Source organism: Mycetocola sp. Y719, assembly GCF_056713205.1.
Genome location: NZ_JBWYGY010000001.1, coordinates 988,387 through 1,003,847, shown reverse-complemented (window position 1 = coordinate 1,003,847; position 15,461 = coordinate 988,387). Strand labels below are relative to the sequence as shown.

Sequence of the window (15,461 nt, the reverse complement as noted above, 5' to 3'; positions counted from 1 at the left end):
GCGTGGGGTGAATGACAGAGAACTCGTCAGACATCCCACGCCCGGTCGATCTCCGCTCAGGTGACTGGCTCGACGCCAACCGGGCACAATGGGACGAACGCGTCCCGATCCACGTCAACAGCACCTTCTACGACCAGTCGGCGCTGCGCCAGGGTTCCGGTCGGCTCACCCGCGTCGATGAGGCCGAGCTGGCACGCCTGTTCCCGGGGGAGGACGGCCGGTTCGACCTCAGCGGCAAGCGTGTGCTCCACCTCCAGTGTCATTTCGGGGCAGACACACTCACCCTCGCCCAGCGGGGAGCATCCGTCATCGGACTCGACTTCTCTCTCCCAGCCGTCCGCGAGGCACGGAAACTCGCCGAGGAGGTCGGTCTCGCCGACCGGTCCCGCTTCGTCGCGGCGAACATCTACGACGCCAGGCACGCTCTGCCGGAACCCGACTCTTTCGACCTCGTGTTCACCACCTGGGGAACAATAGGTTGGCTTCCGGATATCGCTGAATGGGCGCGCATCATCGAATGGTTCCTGAAGCCGGGCGGGATGCTGTACTTCGCCGACAGCCATCCGTCAGCCCAGGTCTTCGATGAGGACCCGGCGGGCGGGAGCCTTCCCGTGTTCACCTACTCGTACTCCGACGCGGAGCCCGACATTTTCGACGACACCGTCGACTACGCCGACGAGACCGCTGTGCTCCAGAACACGCGCACGTGGGAATGGATGCACCCGCTGTCGGCCACCTTCGGCGCCCTCCGCGACGCCGGACTCACCGTCGACCACCTCGGCGAACACGACGAGCTGCCGTGGCGGATGTTCCCGACTCTCGTGCCGCGAGGCGAGGGCATGTTCGGCTGGCCCGAAACTACCTGGCTGCCCCTCGCGCTGACCCTTGTTGCATCGAAACCGAACGGAGCCGCGTCATGAGAGCCGTCCAGTTCTACGGGCCACGCGACGTCCGCGTCGTCGACCGACCCGACCCGGTGATCGTCGACGCCACGGATGCCGTCGTGCGGATCGTCGCCACCTGCGTGTGCGGCAGTGACCTCTGGCCGTACCGCGGCGAGAACCCGCGCGCATCCGGCTCGACGATCGGGCACGAGTTTCTCGGCGAGGTCACCGAGGTCGGAAGCGACGTCGCGAAGGTAAGGGTCGGCGACTTCGTCATCGCACCGTTCACCTGGAGCGACGGCACCTGCGCGAACTGCCTCCATGGCTTCACGAGTGTCTGCACGCACGGGTCGGCCTGGGGTTCCGCCGGCGCAGACGGCGGCCAGGGTGAGGCCGCCCGCGTTCCCTTCGCCGACGGCACTCTCATCGTCGTTCCCGGTGGCAGGCCGGCCGACGAGCTGCTGCCGTCGCTCCTGTCCCTCTCGGACGTCTTCGCCACGGGCCACCACGCCGCCGTGTCCGCCGGTGTGGCGCCCGGGGCGACCGTCGCCGTCGTCGGGGACGGAGCTGTCGGTCTGTCCGGTGTGTTGGCCGCTCAGCGCCTCGGCGCTGCACGGATCATCGCATTCAGCAGGCACGCCGACCGCCAGGCGCAGGCTCGGGAGTTCGGCGCCACGGACGTCGTGGCCTCCCGTGGTGACGACGCCGTAGCCGAGTTGCTGGAGCTTACCGACGGCGTCGGTGCGGATGCCACGCTGGAGTGCGTGGGAACGGAGCAGTCCATGACGACCGCGTTCGGGCTGGCCCGTGCCGGTTCGCGTGTCGGCTTCGTCGGGGTGCCGCACGGCGTGGACGTGCCGATCACCCTGATGTTCAGGCGCAATATCGGACTCGTCGGGGGAGTGGCGCCCGCCCGTGCGTATGCTGACGAGCTGCTCCCGGACGTTCTCGGAGGTCGGGTAGATCCCGGCCGAGTCTTCGACCTGAGGGTGGATCTCGAGGCGATCCCCGAGGGCTATCGCGCCATGGACGAGCGACGGGCGATCAAGGCGTACGCGATCCTGTCCTGACCCGATCCCGGGCCCGCCTCGATTCGCGCGGCCCCTGATCCCGTGCTAGAGTAAGTTCTTGTGCCGCGGGGTGGAGCAGTTCGGTAGCTCGCTGGGCTCATAACCCAGAGGTCGTAGGTTCAAATCCTGCCCCCGCAACAAAGAAGGCCCGGAATCATTGAGATTCCGGGCCTTTTCCTTTGCCCGGGACAGCCATTCTCTTCTCCGGCTGCGCCCGTCGACCGGCACTTCCGACCGCCTGTTCGCCGCCGCGAGCATCCACTGCGGACGGTCGCCGATGATCGCGCTCTCAAACCCGCTAGCCAACGTCTCTGGCCGTGCGCTACTGTCGTGCCAACAGCGGCTCGGGAGGACGCCGAGCTGCATCCGTCTTTCTAGGGCCGGTGCGACCGCATGGAAGAGTTTAGCTTGCGCGACCTGCGCTCGTCGGAGCGCTCCGCGCTGCTCGACGAGGTCGCCCAGGGTGCCTCGGTTCCGTTCCACGCCCGGGCTCTCGACCCGTCAGCGGCTATCGAGTTCACCCACAGAACCCGCCGTTTTCGCGACATCGAACTCACCAGCACGGATTTCTGCAATTATCTGGGAGAGCGGACGGCGTCTCAGGCCAGGGACCTGTCATCACCGCGTCTCGTTCTGACCTTCTCCGACGGCCGGGTCGACTTCGAGCAGGGCGACGGGCAGGTTCGCGGCAGAGGTCGATCGCTGGTTCCGATCTGGAGCTTGTCGCCCTGGAAAGTGGCCGTGCCTGAACGCAGTTCCTTCTGGGGATTCTCGATTCCTATGGACGAACTCGGGCTCCCGCATCTTCTCGTCCGCGATCTGGTGACGAAGGACCTGAGCAGGAGCCCGCTGGCTTCGCTTCTGTCCCGCCACATCACGAGCCTCGCCGAGCTGCCTCCGATGGAGTCGGAAAGCGAGTCAGTGCTGGCGACCCCGTCGATGGACATCGTCAGAGCCGTGCTGGCGATCGCCGTCGGTGACGAATTCCGAAGCAGGGAGCCCCTTGGGCGCACTCTCGGACTGCGCGTGATGACGTACATCCGTGCCCACGTCACCGAGTCAGATCTCACCGCGGAGCGGATCTCGGCACACTTCGGCATCTCACGTCGGTACCTCTTCACCATCATGCGCCAACTCGGCGTGCCGATGCACGAATGGATTCGCGAAGAGCGACTGATCCGCGCCGCGACCATGCTGGGCGAGCCCAAGAACGCCCGCATCTCCGTTGCCGCTGTCGGGCGGTTGTGCGGCTTCGGCGACCATTCCTCCTTCTCGCGAGCTTTCCGGCTGCGGTTCGGCTGCGCGCCCTCCGAATGGTCCCACCGGAGCCCGGGCGAACAGGTCGTGCTCCGACGGCGACAGGCGTGGTCTCCCGATCACCTTCCGTAGTCCTGACGTCATTCCAGCTCGGGGTACAGCATCACCAGGGGTTGGGAGAGACGCGACTTCACCGAGCGGCAGTACTCATCGACGAGGACCTCGGGATCCTGCCGGCTGATGGCATCCAGTGTCATCGTGGCCACAGAGCGCGCATCGGTTCGCGGGTGCGACGGATCACCGGTCGCGTCACGCAGGGTCAGGCCGAGCACGACACCGACGACGTCGATGCCGGCATAGGCCAGTTCCACCCGCAGCGCATTCGTCACGGACCACAGCGCAGCCTGGCTCGCCGCGTATGCACCGTTCACGCTGATCCATGCCTGGACCGACCGGACGATCACGAGCACGCCTCCACCGTTCTTCGCGAGGACCGGACCGAAGGCGCCGGCCAGGTGGATCGCTCCCAGTGTGTTTTTCATGACCAGGTCCGTGAACGTCCCGTCGTCGACCGCCAGGACCGGGACAGCTGCCGGTTCGGGCGCCGGCATGCTCACCACGACGGTGACGTCCCGAGCGACCGAGACCAGATTCTTCAGAGATCCGGTTTTCCCTTGATCGAATACGAGAGGAACCACACGGCTGTCAGCCCACTCCCGGGGAATCTCGCCCACCGCGTAGACCCGAGAAGCGCCTTCCCGCAGGAAGGCGGCGACGAACTCCTCTCCCAGTTCATCCGCGGCGCGCGTCACCAGGGCGACGTCTGCGCCGAAGCGCTTCATGGGCACCCCTTCAGCCAGCCGCGACGGTCGAAATCCTCCCGTCGAGAAGGACGATAATCGCTGCTGGCCGCGGTCGCGATGGCCGAGCGTGCAACTTCCTGTGCACGGAGTGCCTCCCCGTGTGCCGTCGTGCCTCCTCGTGCACGGGTGGCACAGGAATGTGCACCCTGCGTGAAGGCGGTGCGCACCCACCTGTCATTACATTCGCTCTTGTCATTACAAGCAGCCAGCACCGCCTGGCGGTCCAACGCACAGAACCGACGGAAAGTGATACCCATGAGCTACATCAAGACCCGCGACGACGTCGATCTCTACTACAAGACCTGGGGTGAACCAGGGGGGACCCCGGTCCTGCTCAGCCATGGCTGGCCTCTGAACGCGGACGCCTGGGAATCACAGGCACTCTTCCTGGCGGAACACGGATGCTTCGTCATCACCCACGACCGGCGCGGGCACGGGCGGTCGTCCCAGCCGTGGAACGGCAACGAGATGGATTCATACGCCGACGATCTCGCAGAGCTTCTCGACACGCTCGACGTGACAGGAGTGGTACTGGTCGGGCACTCGACCGGCGGCGGTGAAGTCGCGCACTACATCGGCCGCCACGGGAGCGGTCGGGTGGCCAAACTCGTGCTCGTCTCCGCCGTACCGCCGATGATGCTTCGCACCGACGACAACCCGGAAGGACTTCCTCTCGAGGTGTTCGACGGCATCCGAGCGGGGGAGAAGGGCGGCCGGTCGCAGCTCTACAGGGATCTTGCCGACGGACCCTTCTTCGGCAACAACCGAACCGGCGATGTGCCGCAGGGAGTCCGTGACGCATTCTGGCTGAACGGCCTGCAGGCCGGCCACCGCGGAGCATACGAGTGCATTGCTGCATTCTCCGCCACCGACTTCCGCCCGGACCTGGAGAAGGTCGATGTCCCCACCCTCGTCATCCACGGTGACGACGACCAGATCGTCCCCTTCGAAGTCGGGGGGAAACGCTCCGCGGCGATGGTGAAGGGCGCGCAACTCAAGGTCTACGAAGGCTCAGCCCACGGAATCACCGACACCGAGAAGGATCGCCTTTCCCAGGACCTCCTCGACTTCATCCGGTCTTGACCCCAACCCGAAGGAAGCATCATGTCAGACAACCTCGCACCCAAACCGCCCATCGTCCTCGTCCATGGACTCTGGATGACCCCATCCAGTTGGGACACCTGGGCGCAGCGCTACCGGGACCTGGGCCACGACGTCATCGTGCCGGGATGGCCCGGTATCGGCGATCGGACGCCGGCTGAGGTCCGCCGCAATCCGAAACCCCTCGAGGGCCTCGGTATCACGAAGGCTGTGGACCAGTACGACAGGATCATTCGCGACCTCCCGGCGAAACCCATCATCATGGGGCATTCCTTCGGGGGGATCTTCACCCAGATGCTGCTCGACCGCGGACTCGGTATCGCCGGCGTGGGCGTCGAACCCGGTCAGCCGGCCGGCGTCCTGACATTGCCGTGGTCCACTCTGCGGACCGGGCTGCCGATCCTGTCCAACCCGTTCCGCATCAATAAGGCGAATCGACTCAGCACAGGCCATTTCCATTACACCTTCGGCAATGATCTCAGCCGGGCTGAATCCGACCGCGAGTGGGAAGCCAGCGCTGTGAACTCCGCCAACCGCATCTTCTTCGAGGGCGTCCTCTCGCTCCCGAAGAAGAAGACAGGAATCACCCGAGTGGACTTCCTGAAGAAGGACCGGGCACCTCTCTTGCTCATCTCGGGTGGTATCGACCACGTGGCACCTCCGGCCATCCAGAAAGCGATGCTGAAGAAGTATTCCGCGGGTCCGTCGCTGGTGGAGCGTGTGGAGTTCCCCGGGCGTTCGCACCGCATCGTCAGCCAGAAGGGCTGGGAAGAAGTCGCAGACTATGCCCTGTCCTGGGCGCTGACGCACGCCACAACGAACCGGTCGCAACTTCTTCACTGAGGCTGGAGGTGGGATCCGTGAACGACATCGTGCTCACTCACATCGGTGGTCCGACGGTGCTTCTCGAGATCGATGACTGGAGGATTCTCACGGATCCCACCTTCGATGTCCCGGGCCGACGCTACTCGTTCGGGTTCGGCACATCCTCGGTCAAGACAGAGCCGCCTGCGATTCCGCTGGAGGATCTCGGGCCCCTGGATGCTGTCCTTCTGTCCCACGACCATCACGCAGACAATCTGGATGACGTCGGTAGGGCCCTCCTACCGAACATCCCCACCGTGGTGACCACCCGGCCAGGCAGCCGACGACTGGCGGCATCGAACGTACGTGGCCTGCGTACGTGGTCCAGCACCCGACTCGAACACCCGGGCCGGCGGCCGATCATCGTGACGGCCACACCAGCCCGTCATGGTCCACCCTTGAGCCGGCCGATCGCGGGGGCGGTGATCGGATTCGCGATCCGCCGAGAATCCGAGAAGCAAGCCGCCGTGTGGTTCTCGGGGGATTCCGTCTACTACCGGGGACTGAAGCAGGTCGCCGAACGACTGGACGTCGATGTCGCCGTCCTGCATATGGGGGCGGTGCGCTTCGGCGTCACCGGCCCCCTCCGCTTCACCATGACCGCCGCTCAGGCGACCACACTTCTTGCCGGCCTGAAACCCAGAATCGCCGTACCCGTTCACACGGACGGGTGGAGCCACTTCAGCGAGGGTGCCACGAGCGCCCGGGAAGTGTTCAGCCACGCTCCTGATGCCGTCAGATCGACGATCCGATGGCTCCAGGCAGGCGTGCCCACACCGGTCGAATCGCCATCACAAGAACGGTCGCCGTAGCAACCGTTCGGGCGAATTCGCTCTGCCAAGCAAGGGAGAATCACAATGCAGTTCAGAACCGAAACCCGACGCAGAAAGCCGCGACTCATCGTCCTGGCGCTCCTCACCGCATTCCTCGCCGGTCTCACGTTCGCGGCACCCGCGACGGCGTCACCGGCGAAGGAGGGCGGAGGCAAAGGAGGCGCCAAACCGTCGATCGTCCTCGTTCACGGGGCGTTCGCGGACGCCTCCGGATGGTCCGGTGTCATCGAACGTCTCCAATCGGATGGGTACACGGTCTACGCCCCGCCCAACAACCTGCGGGCAGTGCCCACAGACGCCGAGTATCTCAAGTCATTCCTCTCAACCATTCCAGGACCGATTGTTCTCGTCGGGCACTCGTACGGCGGTGCAGTCATCACGAATGCCGCGACAGGGAACAAGAACGTCAAAGCGCTGGTCTACATCGCTGCGTTCGCCCTGGCCGAAGGTGAATCGGTGCAACAGGCCAACGAACTCGGCGGCGGTCACACGGACGTGATCAATCATCTCGTCACGCGACCGATTCCTGGAGCCACTGATGGGAATCAGGATGCCTACATCGATCCCGTCTGGTTCCACCGCCTGTTCGCGCAGGATCTGTCGAAGAAGCAGGCGGCCGTGATGGCGGCGAGCCAGCGTCCCGGCGCCCTTGCGTCTCTGGTCACCCCGTCAGGGCCGCCGGCATGGAAGACGATCCCGAGTTGGTACATGGTTGCCTCGAACGACAGGATCATCCCGCCTGAGGCAGAACGAGCGATGGCGAAACGGGCCGGAGCGAAGACGGTCGAGGTCAGGAGCTCCCACGTGCCGATGATCAGCCAGCCGGAGAAGGTCGTCGACCTGATTCTCAGTGCAGTGAAAGCGACCCGCTAGGGCAATGACGACGGTCGGGCGGGTGAAGTCCGCCCCGCCCGACCGTTGCAGCTGACAAATCCGACAGCCCCTCTCAACACGCATCACGGCACGAAAGGACCTCCGACGATGGCGTCACACTCCCGATGGGAAGAATCGCACCGACAAGGTGGCATCCGCGTCGCCCTACATCCCGGTGCGACACCTCATCGCCTTCATCGTGCCGTTCACTGCAACGATCGAGCCGTTTCTCGCCAGAGGTGTCTCCAGCCGGGAAGAACTCGAGGCGATGCACCAGGCGCGGTTCAAGGCCGTGACCCTAACGGTTGCTCTCTGGTCGCGTCCCTACAATGCTGAGCTGTGGTGACCATGTCCTCTCGGGACGTGCTCGCGGGTGACGCTCTTATCCGGGCCGACCAGCGGGCAGTACGGCACCGCCTGAAGGGAGCATCACATCAGCCGCACAGTGACAGCTGTCCGCCACGTCGGATTCGAAGATCTCGGCCTTCTGGAGCCGATTCTCGACGCCCGCGGGTATGACGTGACGTACGTCGAAGCCGGCGTTCTTCCGATGGAAGTCGATTCTCTTCTCGCGCCGGACCTCGTCGTCGTTCTTGGGGGTCCGATCAGCGTGAACGACACCACCACGTATCCGTTCGTGTCGAACGAACGTGATGCGATTCGCGAGCGGCTGGCCGTCAACAGGCCCACCCTGGGCGTCTGCCTCGGCGCGCAACTCATCGCGAGGGCGCTCGATGCCCCGGTTCGCGCGTCGACGAAGGCCGAGATAGGCTACGCCACCATCGATCTCGCCCCTGCGGGTGTCGGGTCGGCGCTCGGTCCGCTGGAGGGTGTGCGAGTGTTCCACTGGCACGGGGAGGAGTTCGACCTACCGCCAGGAGCAACATCCCTCGCTTCGACGCCCACGACACCGCACCAGGCGTTCCTGATAGGGGACAGGGTGCTCGGAATCCAGTTTCACCTGGAGGCCGATCATACGCAGATCGAACGATGGCTCATCGGCCACGCGCACGAACTCGCTGCCCGCGGTATCGACCCGAGCACCATCCGGGAGCAGGCCACGACCTTTGGGCCCGCTCTAGCCACAGCGGCCACCCGCGCCCTCACATCATGGCTCGACGGTGCGGAGACCTCCGTGAACGTCACAGGAGAGCGGTCCGAGCAACCGTAGGTGCACTCAGCGCCGCTGGCGCTCCACAGCCCGTTTGGCCTCCGGCAGCGTCGGGAACAGGCCCAGATTCTCGCTCCGGCCGTTCCTGGCGGTGAACCCACGATCGGCGACCTTCTCGATCAACCCGATGAAGTTGCCTGCGGTGCTGCCGGCCCACAGGCCGGTCGCGACGGGCACCCAGACTGCCGAGAACGACTTCTGAGTACCGGCAGGAGGGTGCACAGCTTCGATGGTCATTCTGATCTCCAGCGGGTCATGATCAGCCACGAGTCCGTCTTCCGTCCCGATGGCGGGCAGACTCAGTGAATGATCGTTTACATCAAACCTCAAGAACAGGGGCCCGACAAGGGCTTGACTTTGATGGTGGGTGATGCCGCGCCGCACAGGCCAGGCAGTCAGTGCTCCTGGGGCGGATTCTCGCCGGGTGCGTGGGGCGTGTGAGGCCCGGCGGGCTCGCCGCCGCGACCCGCGGTGGGCTGGTGTGAGCCATCCTCGCCGAAGACCACGAGGCCATGCGCGCTGTTCGCGGAGGCGGTCAGTTCCGCGATCCACTGACGGTTGATGGTCGGTGGTCGGCTTCCCCAGAACTTGAAGTACAGCGGGATCGATGGGTGGAGCCAGACAGAGCTGCGACCGTTGCCGATGCTGACGGCATCCTTCCACGACAGGAGGAAACTCTCGCCGCATCGGAGCTTCTGGACGATCACGATCTGGAGGTGTGCGAGGAGCCGGTCGTCGAATTCAACGATCACGCCGTCGTACGTCAGGGTGCCCATGCCCACTCGTCTCATCCGAACCAGGTCTGCGACCTGGCAAGCCTGATCGCGAACATCCCGCCGTGACCGACGGGTAGTGCCGATTTTGGCCGCTTCGACGCCGAATGGCAAGCAAAAACGTCGCCCGGCCTGTAGGCAGCGCGCGATTCGCAGGAAACTAGACGGTGACGCCGTGCTCGCGCAGGAACGGTGCGGGGTTGGTGTGTGCTCCGTCGATGACGACCTTGAGGTCGAGGTGGCAGCCGCTGACGACGCCGGTGGCGCCGACTTCTGCGATGACTTCTCCGCCAGTGAGGACGTCGCCCACCGCAACCTTGTACGACCCGCCGAGCAGGTGGCCGTAGATCGTCTGCAGGCCGTTGCCGTGGTCGATGATGACCCGGTTGCCGAACGCGCCGGCGTTGCCGGTGAAGCTGACGGTGCCAGCCGCAGTGGCCTTGATCGGGGTACCGCACGCCCCGCCGAAGTCCATGCCTTCATGGAACGAGCTGGAGCATCCGGCGCCGTTGCAGATCAGGCCACGAGGACCGTACTTCGACGTGATCTCGCCGGGCAGGGGACGCCACCATCCGCTGGACGAGGGTGCGAGGTACCCGGCAAGGGCAGCAGCGCTGTCGTAGATGTAGCCGGCGGCTGCGTAGCTCGCTTCGAGCTCAGCCTCGCTCGTGGCCGAGTAGCCATCGCGTTCGACTTCGGCCAGAGTGACGTCGTCACTCACCGTGAGTGACTGGGCGGTGAGGTTGTCGCTGGAGAGCGCTGCATTCGCGTCGGTGATTGCGGCCGTGCCGCTGCCGGGCGAGAACGCATAGGCGGGGAGGGCGACGGTGCCGAGCAGGGCGGGGATGGCCAGGGCGACGATCGCAGGAGAACGGAGTGAACGCCATCGGCCGGGCTTCGGAGCGGGTGCCGGGGCGCTTGCGTCGCTGGCGCGGACCGGTGCGGACTCCGCGCTTGCTGACATGATCAGCGGGCGATGGGTGGCCGTAGGCGGAGCGATGAACGCCGCTGCGATGAAGGAGTGGTGAGCATCGATCGGGGTGAAGGCGTCAGCCGGTGCGTCTTCGCGAGGGGCGTCGGCTTCATCGGACGATCCGAGTGCGTCGTAGGTGGGAGCAGAGGCCGCATCCACAGCAGCCGGCTCGGTGAAGTCCTGCGACGGCGTCGGGTCTGCCCAGACGGGCGACAGGTCGACGGTCTCTTCGACGATCTGGATGTCTTCGAGAGGTGTGGGGCGCTCCGCCTGCACCGCGGCACGGGCGTCGCGACGGCGTCGAAGAGGTGTGGGCTCAGGAGCGAGCGTCGCGGAGGGCTCCTCGACATCAAAAGACGAGAGGTTGGCTGCCCGTGCGGCAGCGGCGCGTTCACGCAGCAAGCGACGGCTGGGGAGTTCCGTGGTTTCGACGGCTGCTTCGCGGATGGTTCGCTGTCTGTCGCGTCGGGTCAACTGGCCGTTCCGTGACAGGGGGGCACCATCATTCGCCAAAGTAAATTCTCCGGGGGCCTCACGAGCGACACGCAAAAGGACGCTGCCTCGTCTGCAACATGATTCGGGATTGACCGCGTGAGAAGACGAGAGGGGAGGCATCTCACGCACGTCCTGTCGCTCAGGTTCGAGCGGTTGGACTACATAGACCCTACGCGAATCGGGTCCGATTTTCATCTCTTAGCGCGGTTAAGTTAACAAATCGGTAACGGCCGGTGAAGCAAGATGTGTGCGATCAGTACGCGGTTGCGCGCAAACTGACACCTGAACAGGGGTCAGTCGCAACATCATGGCAAAAAGGGACCGGATCAACAGTGCGGGCAGATCGACAAATCCATGCAAATGCACAGGTTGTTCCAAGGCGCCCGCGGCGAAGTCTTCGGCTGGTGCAGCGGAGGTCAGGGCTTTGTGGCCGGTGCCTGCTTGCTCGCTTCAGCCTCGCTGATCAGGTGGAGTCCCCGCGGGCCGAAGGAGGAGTCCGCCAGAACCTCGAGCCACTGCCGGTTCAATTCAGGTGTCTTGCTGCCCACGAAACGGAACTGGAGGGGAATGGACGGAGACACCCAGATCGACACCCGTCCTGAGCCCTGCTCGGGGGAATGCTCCCAACTGACGAAGAAGCCCTCCTGCCGCCGGAGCTTCGACCCGACGACGATCTTGAGGTGCGCAAGTGCCCGGTCGTCGATCTCGTACTCAGTGCCATCGCCATAGACCAGAAATCCCATGCACTCATTCTGCACGACGACGGGCATGTCTGCGGTCAAGTCGGGCCACCACTTTGGGGTTCACCTTCCCTAAGCTGGGGCAATGACCGAACATGCGCCCGTCGGGGTCGCCGTCTCCCAGTTCGTTCCCGGTGCAGACGCAGAGGCCAACCTCTTCACCATTCGCGTCCTCGCGGAGCGTGCGGTCGAGCGCGGAGCATCGGTCGTCGTCTTCCCTGAGTACTCGAGTTACTTCAGCGATCCGATGGGGGAGGACCTCGTCTCGCACGCCGAGCCGATCGATGGGACGTTCGTGCAGTCGCTCTCCGGGCTGGCCCAGGAACTCCGCGTCCACGTGGTGGCCGGCCTCGTCGAGCGAACGGCTGATCCTTCTCGGTTCGCGAACACCATCGTCGTCCTGTCTCCTGAGGCTGAACTCGTCGCGCGGTATCGCAAGCAGCACCTCTATGACGCCTTCGGCCAGCGCGAGAGCGACTGGGTGGTTCCTGGTGACCTGGATGAGCCCGAGACCTTCGAGGCGGGCGGACTCCGGTTCGGCATCCAGACCTGCTACGACATCCGTTTCCCCGAGGTGACGCGACGCATCGTCGACGCCGGCGCGGATGTCGTCCTGGTTCCGGCCGAGTGGGTGAGGGGGCCGCTCAAGGAACACCACTGGCGCACCCTGGTGACGGCGCGGGCGATCGAGAACACGGTCTACGTGGCTGCTGCCGACCACGCGCCGCCGATCGGTGTCGGCAACAGCATGATCATCGACCCGAGGGGAACGCAGATCGCCGGCGTTGGAACCGAGACGGATGTCGCTGTCGGGTTCGCGTCGGCGGCGACGATCGCTGCGGTTCGCTCCGTCAATCCCGCCCTTCAGGCGCGTCGCTTCACGGTGGTCCCGCGCACCGAGTGAGTCGGCTGTCTCAGGCGTTGAGGCCGGCGAGCTTAGAGGCTGCCTCCTCCAGGACGGTCGTGCGCTTGCAGAAAGCGAACCGCACCAGTGAGCGGTAGTCGCTCCGGTGGTCCTCGTGCACGAAGGCCGTGATGGGAACCGCGACGACCCCCGCGCGGGACGGCAACTGGCGGCAGAACTCCGCGGCATCCGCGACGCCGAACGCTGCGGCATCCGCCACGATGAAATAGGACGCGTCAGGAAGCGACAGGCTGAACCCCGCGGATGTCAGACCGGCGGCCAGGATGTCACGCTTCGCCGCGAGGTCGGCCGAGATCCGGTGGAAGTACTCGTCCGGCAGGCGCAGGCCGGTGGCCATCGCCGGGTGGAACGGCGCGCCGTTGACGTACGTGAGGAACTGCTTGACGGTGGTGATCGCCGTGATCAGCCCGGCGGGGCCGGTGGCCCAACCGACCTTCCAGCCCGTGGTGCTGAAGGTCTTGCCGCCTGAGGACAAGGTGACGGTGCGTTCCCACGCCCCGGGCAGCGACGCGACCGGCGTGTGTGCGACCCCGTAGGTGAGATGTTCGTAGACCTCATCGGTCACGATGATCGCGTCATGCCGGTGAGCAAGCTCGACGATCAGCTCGAGTGTCTGGCGGTCGAACACCGCTCCGGTCGGGTTGTGCGGGTTGTTGATCAGGATGACCCGGGTGCGGTCCGTCACCGCGCGGCGTAGGTCGTCAGGGTCCGGTTGAAAGTCCGGCCAGCGCAGAGGAACCGTCGTGTGAACGGCGCCGGCGAGGGAGATCAGTCCGCCATACGCGTCGTAGAACGGCTCGAAGGTGAGGACCTCGTCTCCCGGTTCGGTCAGGCCGAGGATCGCAGCGGCCAGGCCCTCCGTCGCGCCCGCGGTGACGAGCACCTGGGTGTCAGGATCGACAGCGAGTCCGTAGAAGCGCTGCTGATGCTCGGAGACGGCGAGGCGCAGGTCAGGGATGCCGCGACCTGGCGGGTACTGGTTCGCTCCGTCGGTGATCGCCTGCCGAGCGGCATCGAGCACCTCCTGTGGCCCGTCCTCGTCAGGGAATCCCTGGCCGAGGTTGATCGCACCGGTCGCGACGGCTAGTCCGCTCATCTCAGCGAAGATCGTGGCTGCGATGGACCCGTCCGGCTGAAGCAGCCCTGCACCCGCTGCCGCTCGCTGCCAGCCTCCGTGCTCCGCCATGACCTGTCCTTTCGCCGGAGGCGCCTGCCGCCGAGGGTTCAAGGCTATCCGTGGGCCGGTCCGATCTTGTGGATAACTCTCCCGCCCCGAGAAGTACTGCTCTAACCTGTCGCCATGGCCTTCGAGCGGTCGCGAACGACGACACGGATGCTGCGGCGCGCGGTCGCAGGATCACTCGCCTGCCTTCTCGGTGCCCTCGCGCTCGCCGGATGTGCCCCCGCGGATCCACCGGTTGCGACGCCAACGCCGACCTCGATTTTCGCTTCCGAGGAGGAAGCGCTCGCGGCGGCGACGGATGTGTATCAGCAGTACACGGCTGCACTGGACAAGGTCTTTGCCGCCGGCGGAGAAGGTGACGACTCCTTGGCCGCGTACGTAACGCCCGAATATCTCGTCGAACTTAGTGAAGACGGGGCGTTGGAGGAAAACGGGTGGCGGACCACTGGAGCCACAACATTCGACACTGCTTCTGTCCAGGAACTGTCTGATGCCGGGGAAAGTGCGACTGTGACTCTGGCCCTTTGCCGGGATGTGTCTGGCGTACGAGTTCTGGATGGTGCGGGAAGCGACGTGACTCCTGCGTCGAGGCTGGAGCGCTTTCCCGTCCAAGTCACGTTTGTGACGGACGAGGTTGGATCTGAATCACTTCTAATATCGGAGAGCGACTCGTGGTCTGGCGAAGATTTTTGCTCGTAATCGGCCCGGTTTTGGCCTTAGGTGCCTTCTCGATTGCAGCCGTACCAGCTAGCGCGTGCACTGAGGCCGACAAGGAGGGCGGCATCTGTACGGAGGGCTCGATCGACGGCGGCGAGGCCATCATCCGGGGTGATGGGGGCACCGACGGAGGGAGCAACGGCGGCAACGACGGTGGCAATGGGAACAACGGGGGCGGTGGGGGAGACGCCGGGCCAAGCGTTCCGAATCGTGACCTCGAATGCGGGAGCGGACCGATGTGTGTGATCGAAGCGATCACCCTCAGCGACCTCGCGAGTTTCCGTCCGATCGCACCGACCCTCACGATGGAGCCGGACGGCTGGATGCTCATCGGCCTCCCAGCGAACTTCATAGCCCGAACGCAGACCCATGTCGTCTCGGGCACGCTGTTCAGCTACCCGCTCGACGTCCGGTTCACCCCCACCAGTTACGCATGGTCGTGGGGCGATGGTTCGACGTCGCGGTCGACGGTTCCCGGGGCATCCTGGGCTGCCCTCGGCCTCCCGGAATTCTCTCCCACCCCGACGAGTCATGTGTTCGACACGAAGGGTGTCTACCGGATCGGTGTGACCGTGTCGTACACCGTGGAATTCCGGGTCGACTCCCTGCCGTGGCAGAGCATCGCAGGCACTCTTCCCGGCCCGGCGACGATCGTCGCCGCGCTCGCCGGAGACGCCAAGACGGTACTGGTCGAACGGGAGTGCACGAGGAATCCGACCGGGCCTGGTTGCTGATCCGG

At 65.2% G+C, this 15,461-nt stretch carries 18 protein-coding genes and 1 tRNA gene; 13 read left to right on the top strand and 6 right to left on the bottom strand.

The genetic code is table 11. The features are described from left to right. Positions 1 to 11 precede the first annotated feature (11 nt). From AC1M0F_RS04720 to AC1M0F_RS04705, 4 genes are all read left to right on the top strand, one after another. Positions 12 to 920 (top strand): class I SAM-dependent methyltransferase, encoded by a 909-nt coding sequence (locus AC1M0F_RS04720; RefSeq protein WP_480237032.1) that lies wholly within the window; start codon positions 12 to 14, stop codon positions 918 to 920. Then, entirely contained in the window at positions 917 to 1,954 is a 1,038-nt protein-coding gene (locus AC1M0F_RS04715) for a zinc-binding dehydrogenase (RefSeq protein WP_480237031.1), read from the top strand. The genes AC1M0F_RS04720 and AC1M0F_RS04715 overlap by 4 nt, the downstream gene beginning before the upstream one ends. A gap of 64 nt (positions 1,955 to 2,018) precedes the next feature. Then, positions 2,019 to 2,092 (top strand) — tRNA-Met (locus tag AC1M0F_RS04710). 255 nt (positions 2,093 to 2,347) lie between these two features. Continuing rightward, positions 2,348 to 3,343, top strand: coding sequence for a helix-turn-helix transcriptional regulator (locus AC1M0F_RS04705; RefSeq protein ID WP_480237030.1), 996 nt, complete (start codon positions 2,348 to 2,350; stop codon positions 3,341 to 3,343). 8 nt (positions 3,344 to 3,351) lie between these two features. Here the strand turns inward: AC1M0F_RS04705 and AC1M0F_RS04700 are convergent, their stop codons facing one another. Then, positions 3,352 to 4,053: an SDR family NAD(P)-dependent oxidoreductase gene (locus AC1M0F_RS04700; RefSeq protein ID WP_480237029.1), complete on the bottom strand. Its 702-nt coding sequence runs from the start codon at positions 4,051 to 4,053 to the stop codon at positions 3,352 to 3,354. A 276-nt stretch (positions 4,054 to 4,329) separates the two neighbouring features. Between AC1M0F_RS04700 and AC1M0F_RS04695 the strand changes: the two genes are divergently transcribed. The 6 genes from AC1M0F_RS04695 (at position 4,330) to AC1M0F_RS04670 (ending at position 8,916) form a co-directional block, all read left to right on the top strand. Beyond that, entirely contained in the window at positions 4,330 to 5,157 is an 828-nt protein-coding gene (locus AC1M0F_RS04695) for an alpha/beta fold hydrolase (RefSeq protein ID WP_480237028.1), read from the top strand. Positions 5,158 to 5,178: 21 nt separating this feature from the next. Continuing rightward, complete coding sequence (locus tag AC1M0F_RS04690) at positions 5,179 to 6,018, top strand: alpha/beta hydrolase (protein WP_480237027.1); 840 nt, start codon at positions 5,179 to 5,181, stop codon at positions 6,016 to 6,018. A 17-nt stretch (positions 6,019 to 6,035) separates the two neighbouring features. Beyond that, complete coding sequence (locus AC1M0F_RS04685) at positions 6,036 to 6,851, top strand: MBL fold metallo-hydrolase (RefSeq protein ID WP_480237026.1); 816 nt, start codon at positions 6,036 to 6,038, stop codon at positions 6,849 to 6,851. Positions 6,852 to 6,896: 45 nt separating this feature from the next. After that, positions 6,897 to 7,745, top strand: coding sequence for an alpha/beta fold hydrolase (locus AC1M0F_RS04680; RefSeq protein ID WP_480237025.1), 849 nt, complete (start codon positions 6,897 to 6,899; stop codon positions 7,743 to 7,745). Between the two features lie 148 nt (positions 7,746 to 7,893). Further along, positions 7,894 to 8,091: a protoglobin domain-containing protein gene (locus AC1M0F_RS04675; RefSeq protein ID WP_480237024.1), complete on the top strand. Its 198-nt coding sequence runs from the start codon at positions 7,894 to 7,896 to the stop codon at positions 8,089 to 8,091. Positions 8,092 to 8,190: 99 nt separating this feature from the next. Further along, positions 8,191 to 8,916 (top strand): glutamine amidotransferase, encoded by a 726-nt coding sequence (locus AC1M0F_RS04670; protein ID WP_480237023.1) that lies wholly within the window; start codon positions 8,191 to 8,193, stop codon positions 8,914 to 8,916. A gap of 6 nt (positions 8,917 to 8,922) precedes the next feature. On the opposite strand, the gene AC1M0F_RS04665 is transcribed toward AC1M0F_RS04670, so the two are convergent. The 4 genes from AC1M0F_RS04665 to AC1M0F_RS04650 all read right to left on the bottom strand — a co-directional run bounded on the left by AC1M0F_RS04665 (position 8,923) and on the right by AC1M0F_RS04650 (position 11,900). Continuing rightward, positions 8,923 to 9,153 carry a hypothetical protein gene (locus AC1M0F_RS04665; protein WP_480237022.1) on the bottom strand — a complete coding sequence of 77 codons (231 nt, stop codon included), beginning with the start codon at positions 9,151 to 9,153 and terminating at the stop codon, positions 8,923 to 8,925. A gap of 158 nt (positions 9,154 to 9,311) precedes the next feature. Beyond that, positions 9,312 to 9,692, bottom strand: coding sequence for a DUF7882 family protein (locus AC1M0F_RS04660; protein ID WP_480237021.1), 381 nt, complete (start codon positions 9,690 to 9,692; stop codon positions 9,312 to 9,314). A gap of 157 nt (positions 9,693 to 9,849) precedes the next feature. Next, on the bottom strand, positions 9,850 to 11,136 hold the full coding sequence (locus AC1M0F_RS04655; protein WP_480237020.1) for a M23 family metallopeptidase: 1,287 nt from the start codon (positions 11,134 to 11,136) through the stop codon (positions 9,850 to 9,852). A gap of 437 nt (positions 11,137 to 11,573) precedes the next feature. Then, on the bottom strand, positions 11,574 to 11,900 hold the full coding sequence (locus tag AC1M0F_RS04650; protein ID WP_480237019.1) for a DUF7882 family protein: 327 nt from the start codon (positions 11,898 to 11,900) through the stop codon (positions 11,574 to 11,576). An 82-nt stretch (positions 11,901 to 11,982) separates the two neighbouring features. Between AC1M0F_RS04650 and AC1M0F_RS04645 the strand changes: the two genes are divergently transcribed. Further along, positions 11,983 to 12,801, top strand: a complete 819-nt coding sequence (locus tag AC1M0F_RS04645; protein WP_480237018.1) for a carbon-nitrogen hydrolase family protein — start codon at positions 11,983 to 11,985, stop codon at positions 12,799 to 12,801. Between the two features lie 10 nt (positions 12,802 to 12,811). Here the strand turns inward: AC1M0F_RS04645 and AC1M0F_RS04640 are convergent, their stop codons facing one another. Continuing rightward, the gene (locus tag AC1M0F_RS04640) at positions 12,812 to 14,008 is read right to left on the bottom strand and encodes an aminotransferase class I/II-fold pyridoxal phosphate-dependent enzyme (RefSeq protein WP_480237017.1); all 1,197 of its coding nucleotides are present in this window, start codon (positions 14,006 to 14,008) and stop codon (positions 12,812 to 12,814) included. 114 nt (positions 14,009 to 14,122) lie between these two features. On the opposite strand from AC1M0F_RS04640, the gene AC1M0F_RS04635 reads away from it, so the two are divergent. Continuing rightward, complete coding sequence (locus AC1M0F_RS04635) at positions 14,123 to 14,704, top strand: hypothetical protein (protein ID WP_480237016.1); 582 nt, start codon at positions 14,123 to 14,125, stop codon at positions 14,702 to 14,704. Positions 14,705 to 14,958: 254 nt separating this feature from the next. Next, positions 14,959 to 15,456: a PKD domain-containing protein gene (locus AC1M0F_RS04630; protein ID WP_480237015.1), complete on the top strand. Its 498-nt coding sequence runs from the start codon at positions 14,959 to 14,961 to the stop codon at positions 15,454 to 15,456. Positions 15,457 to 15,461 lie beyond the last annotated feature (5 nt).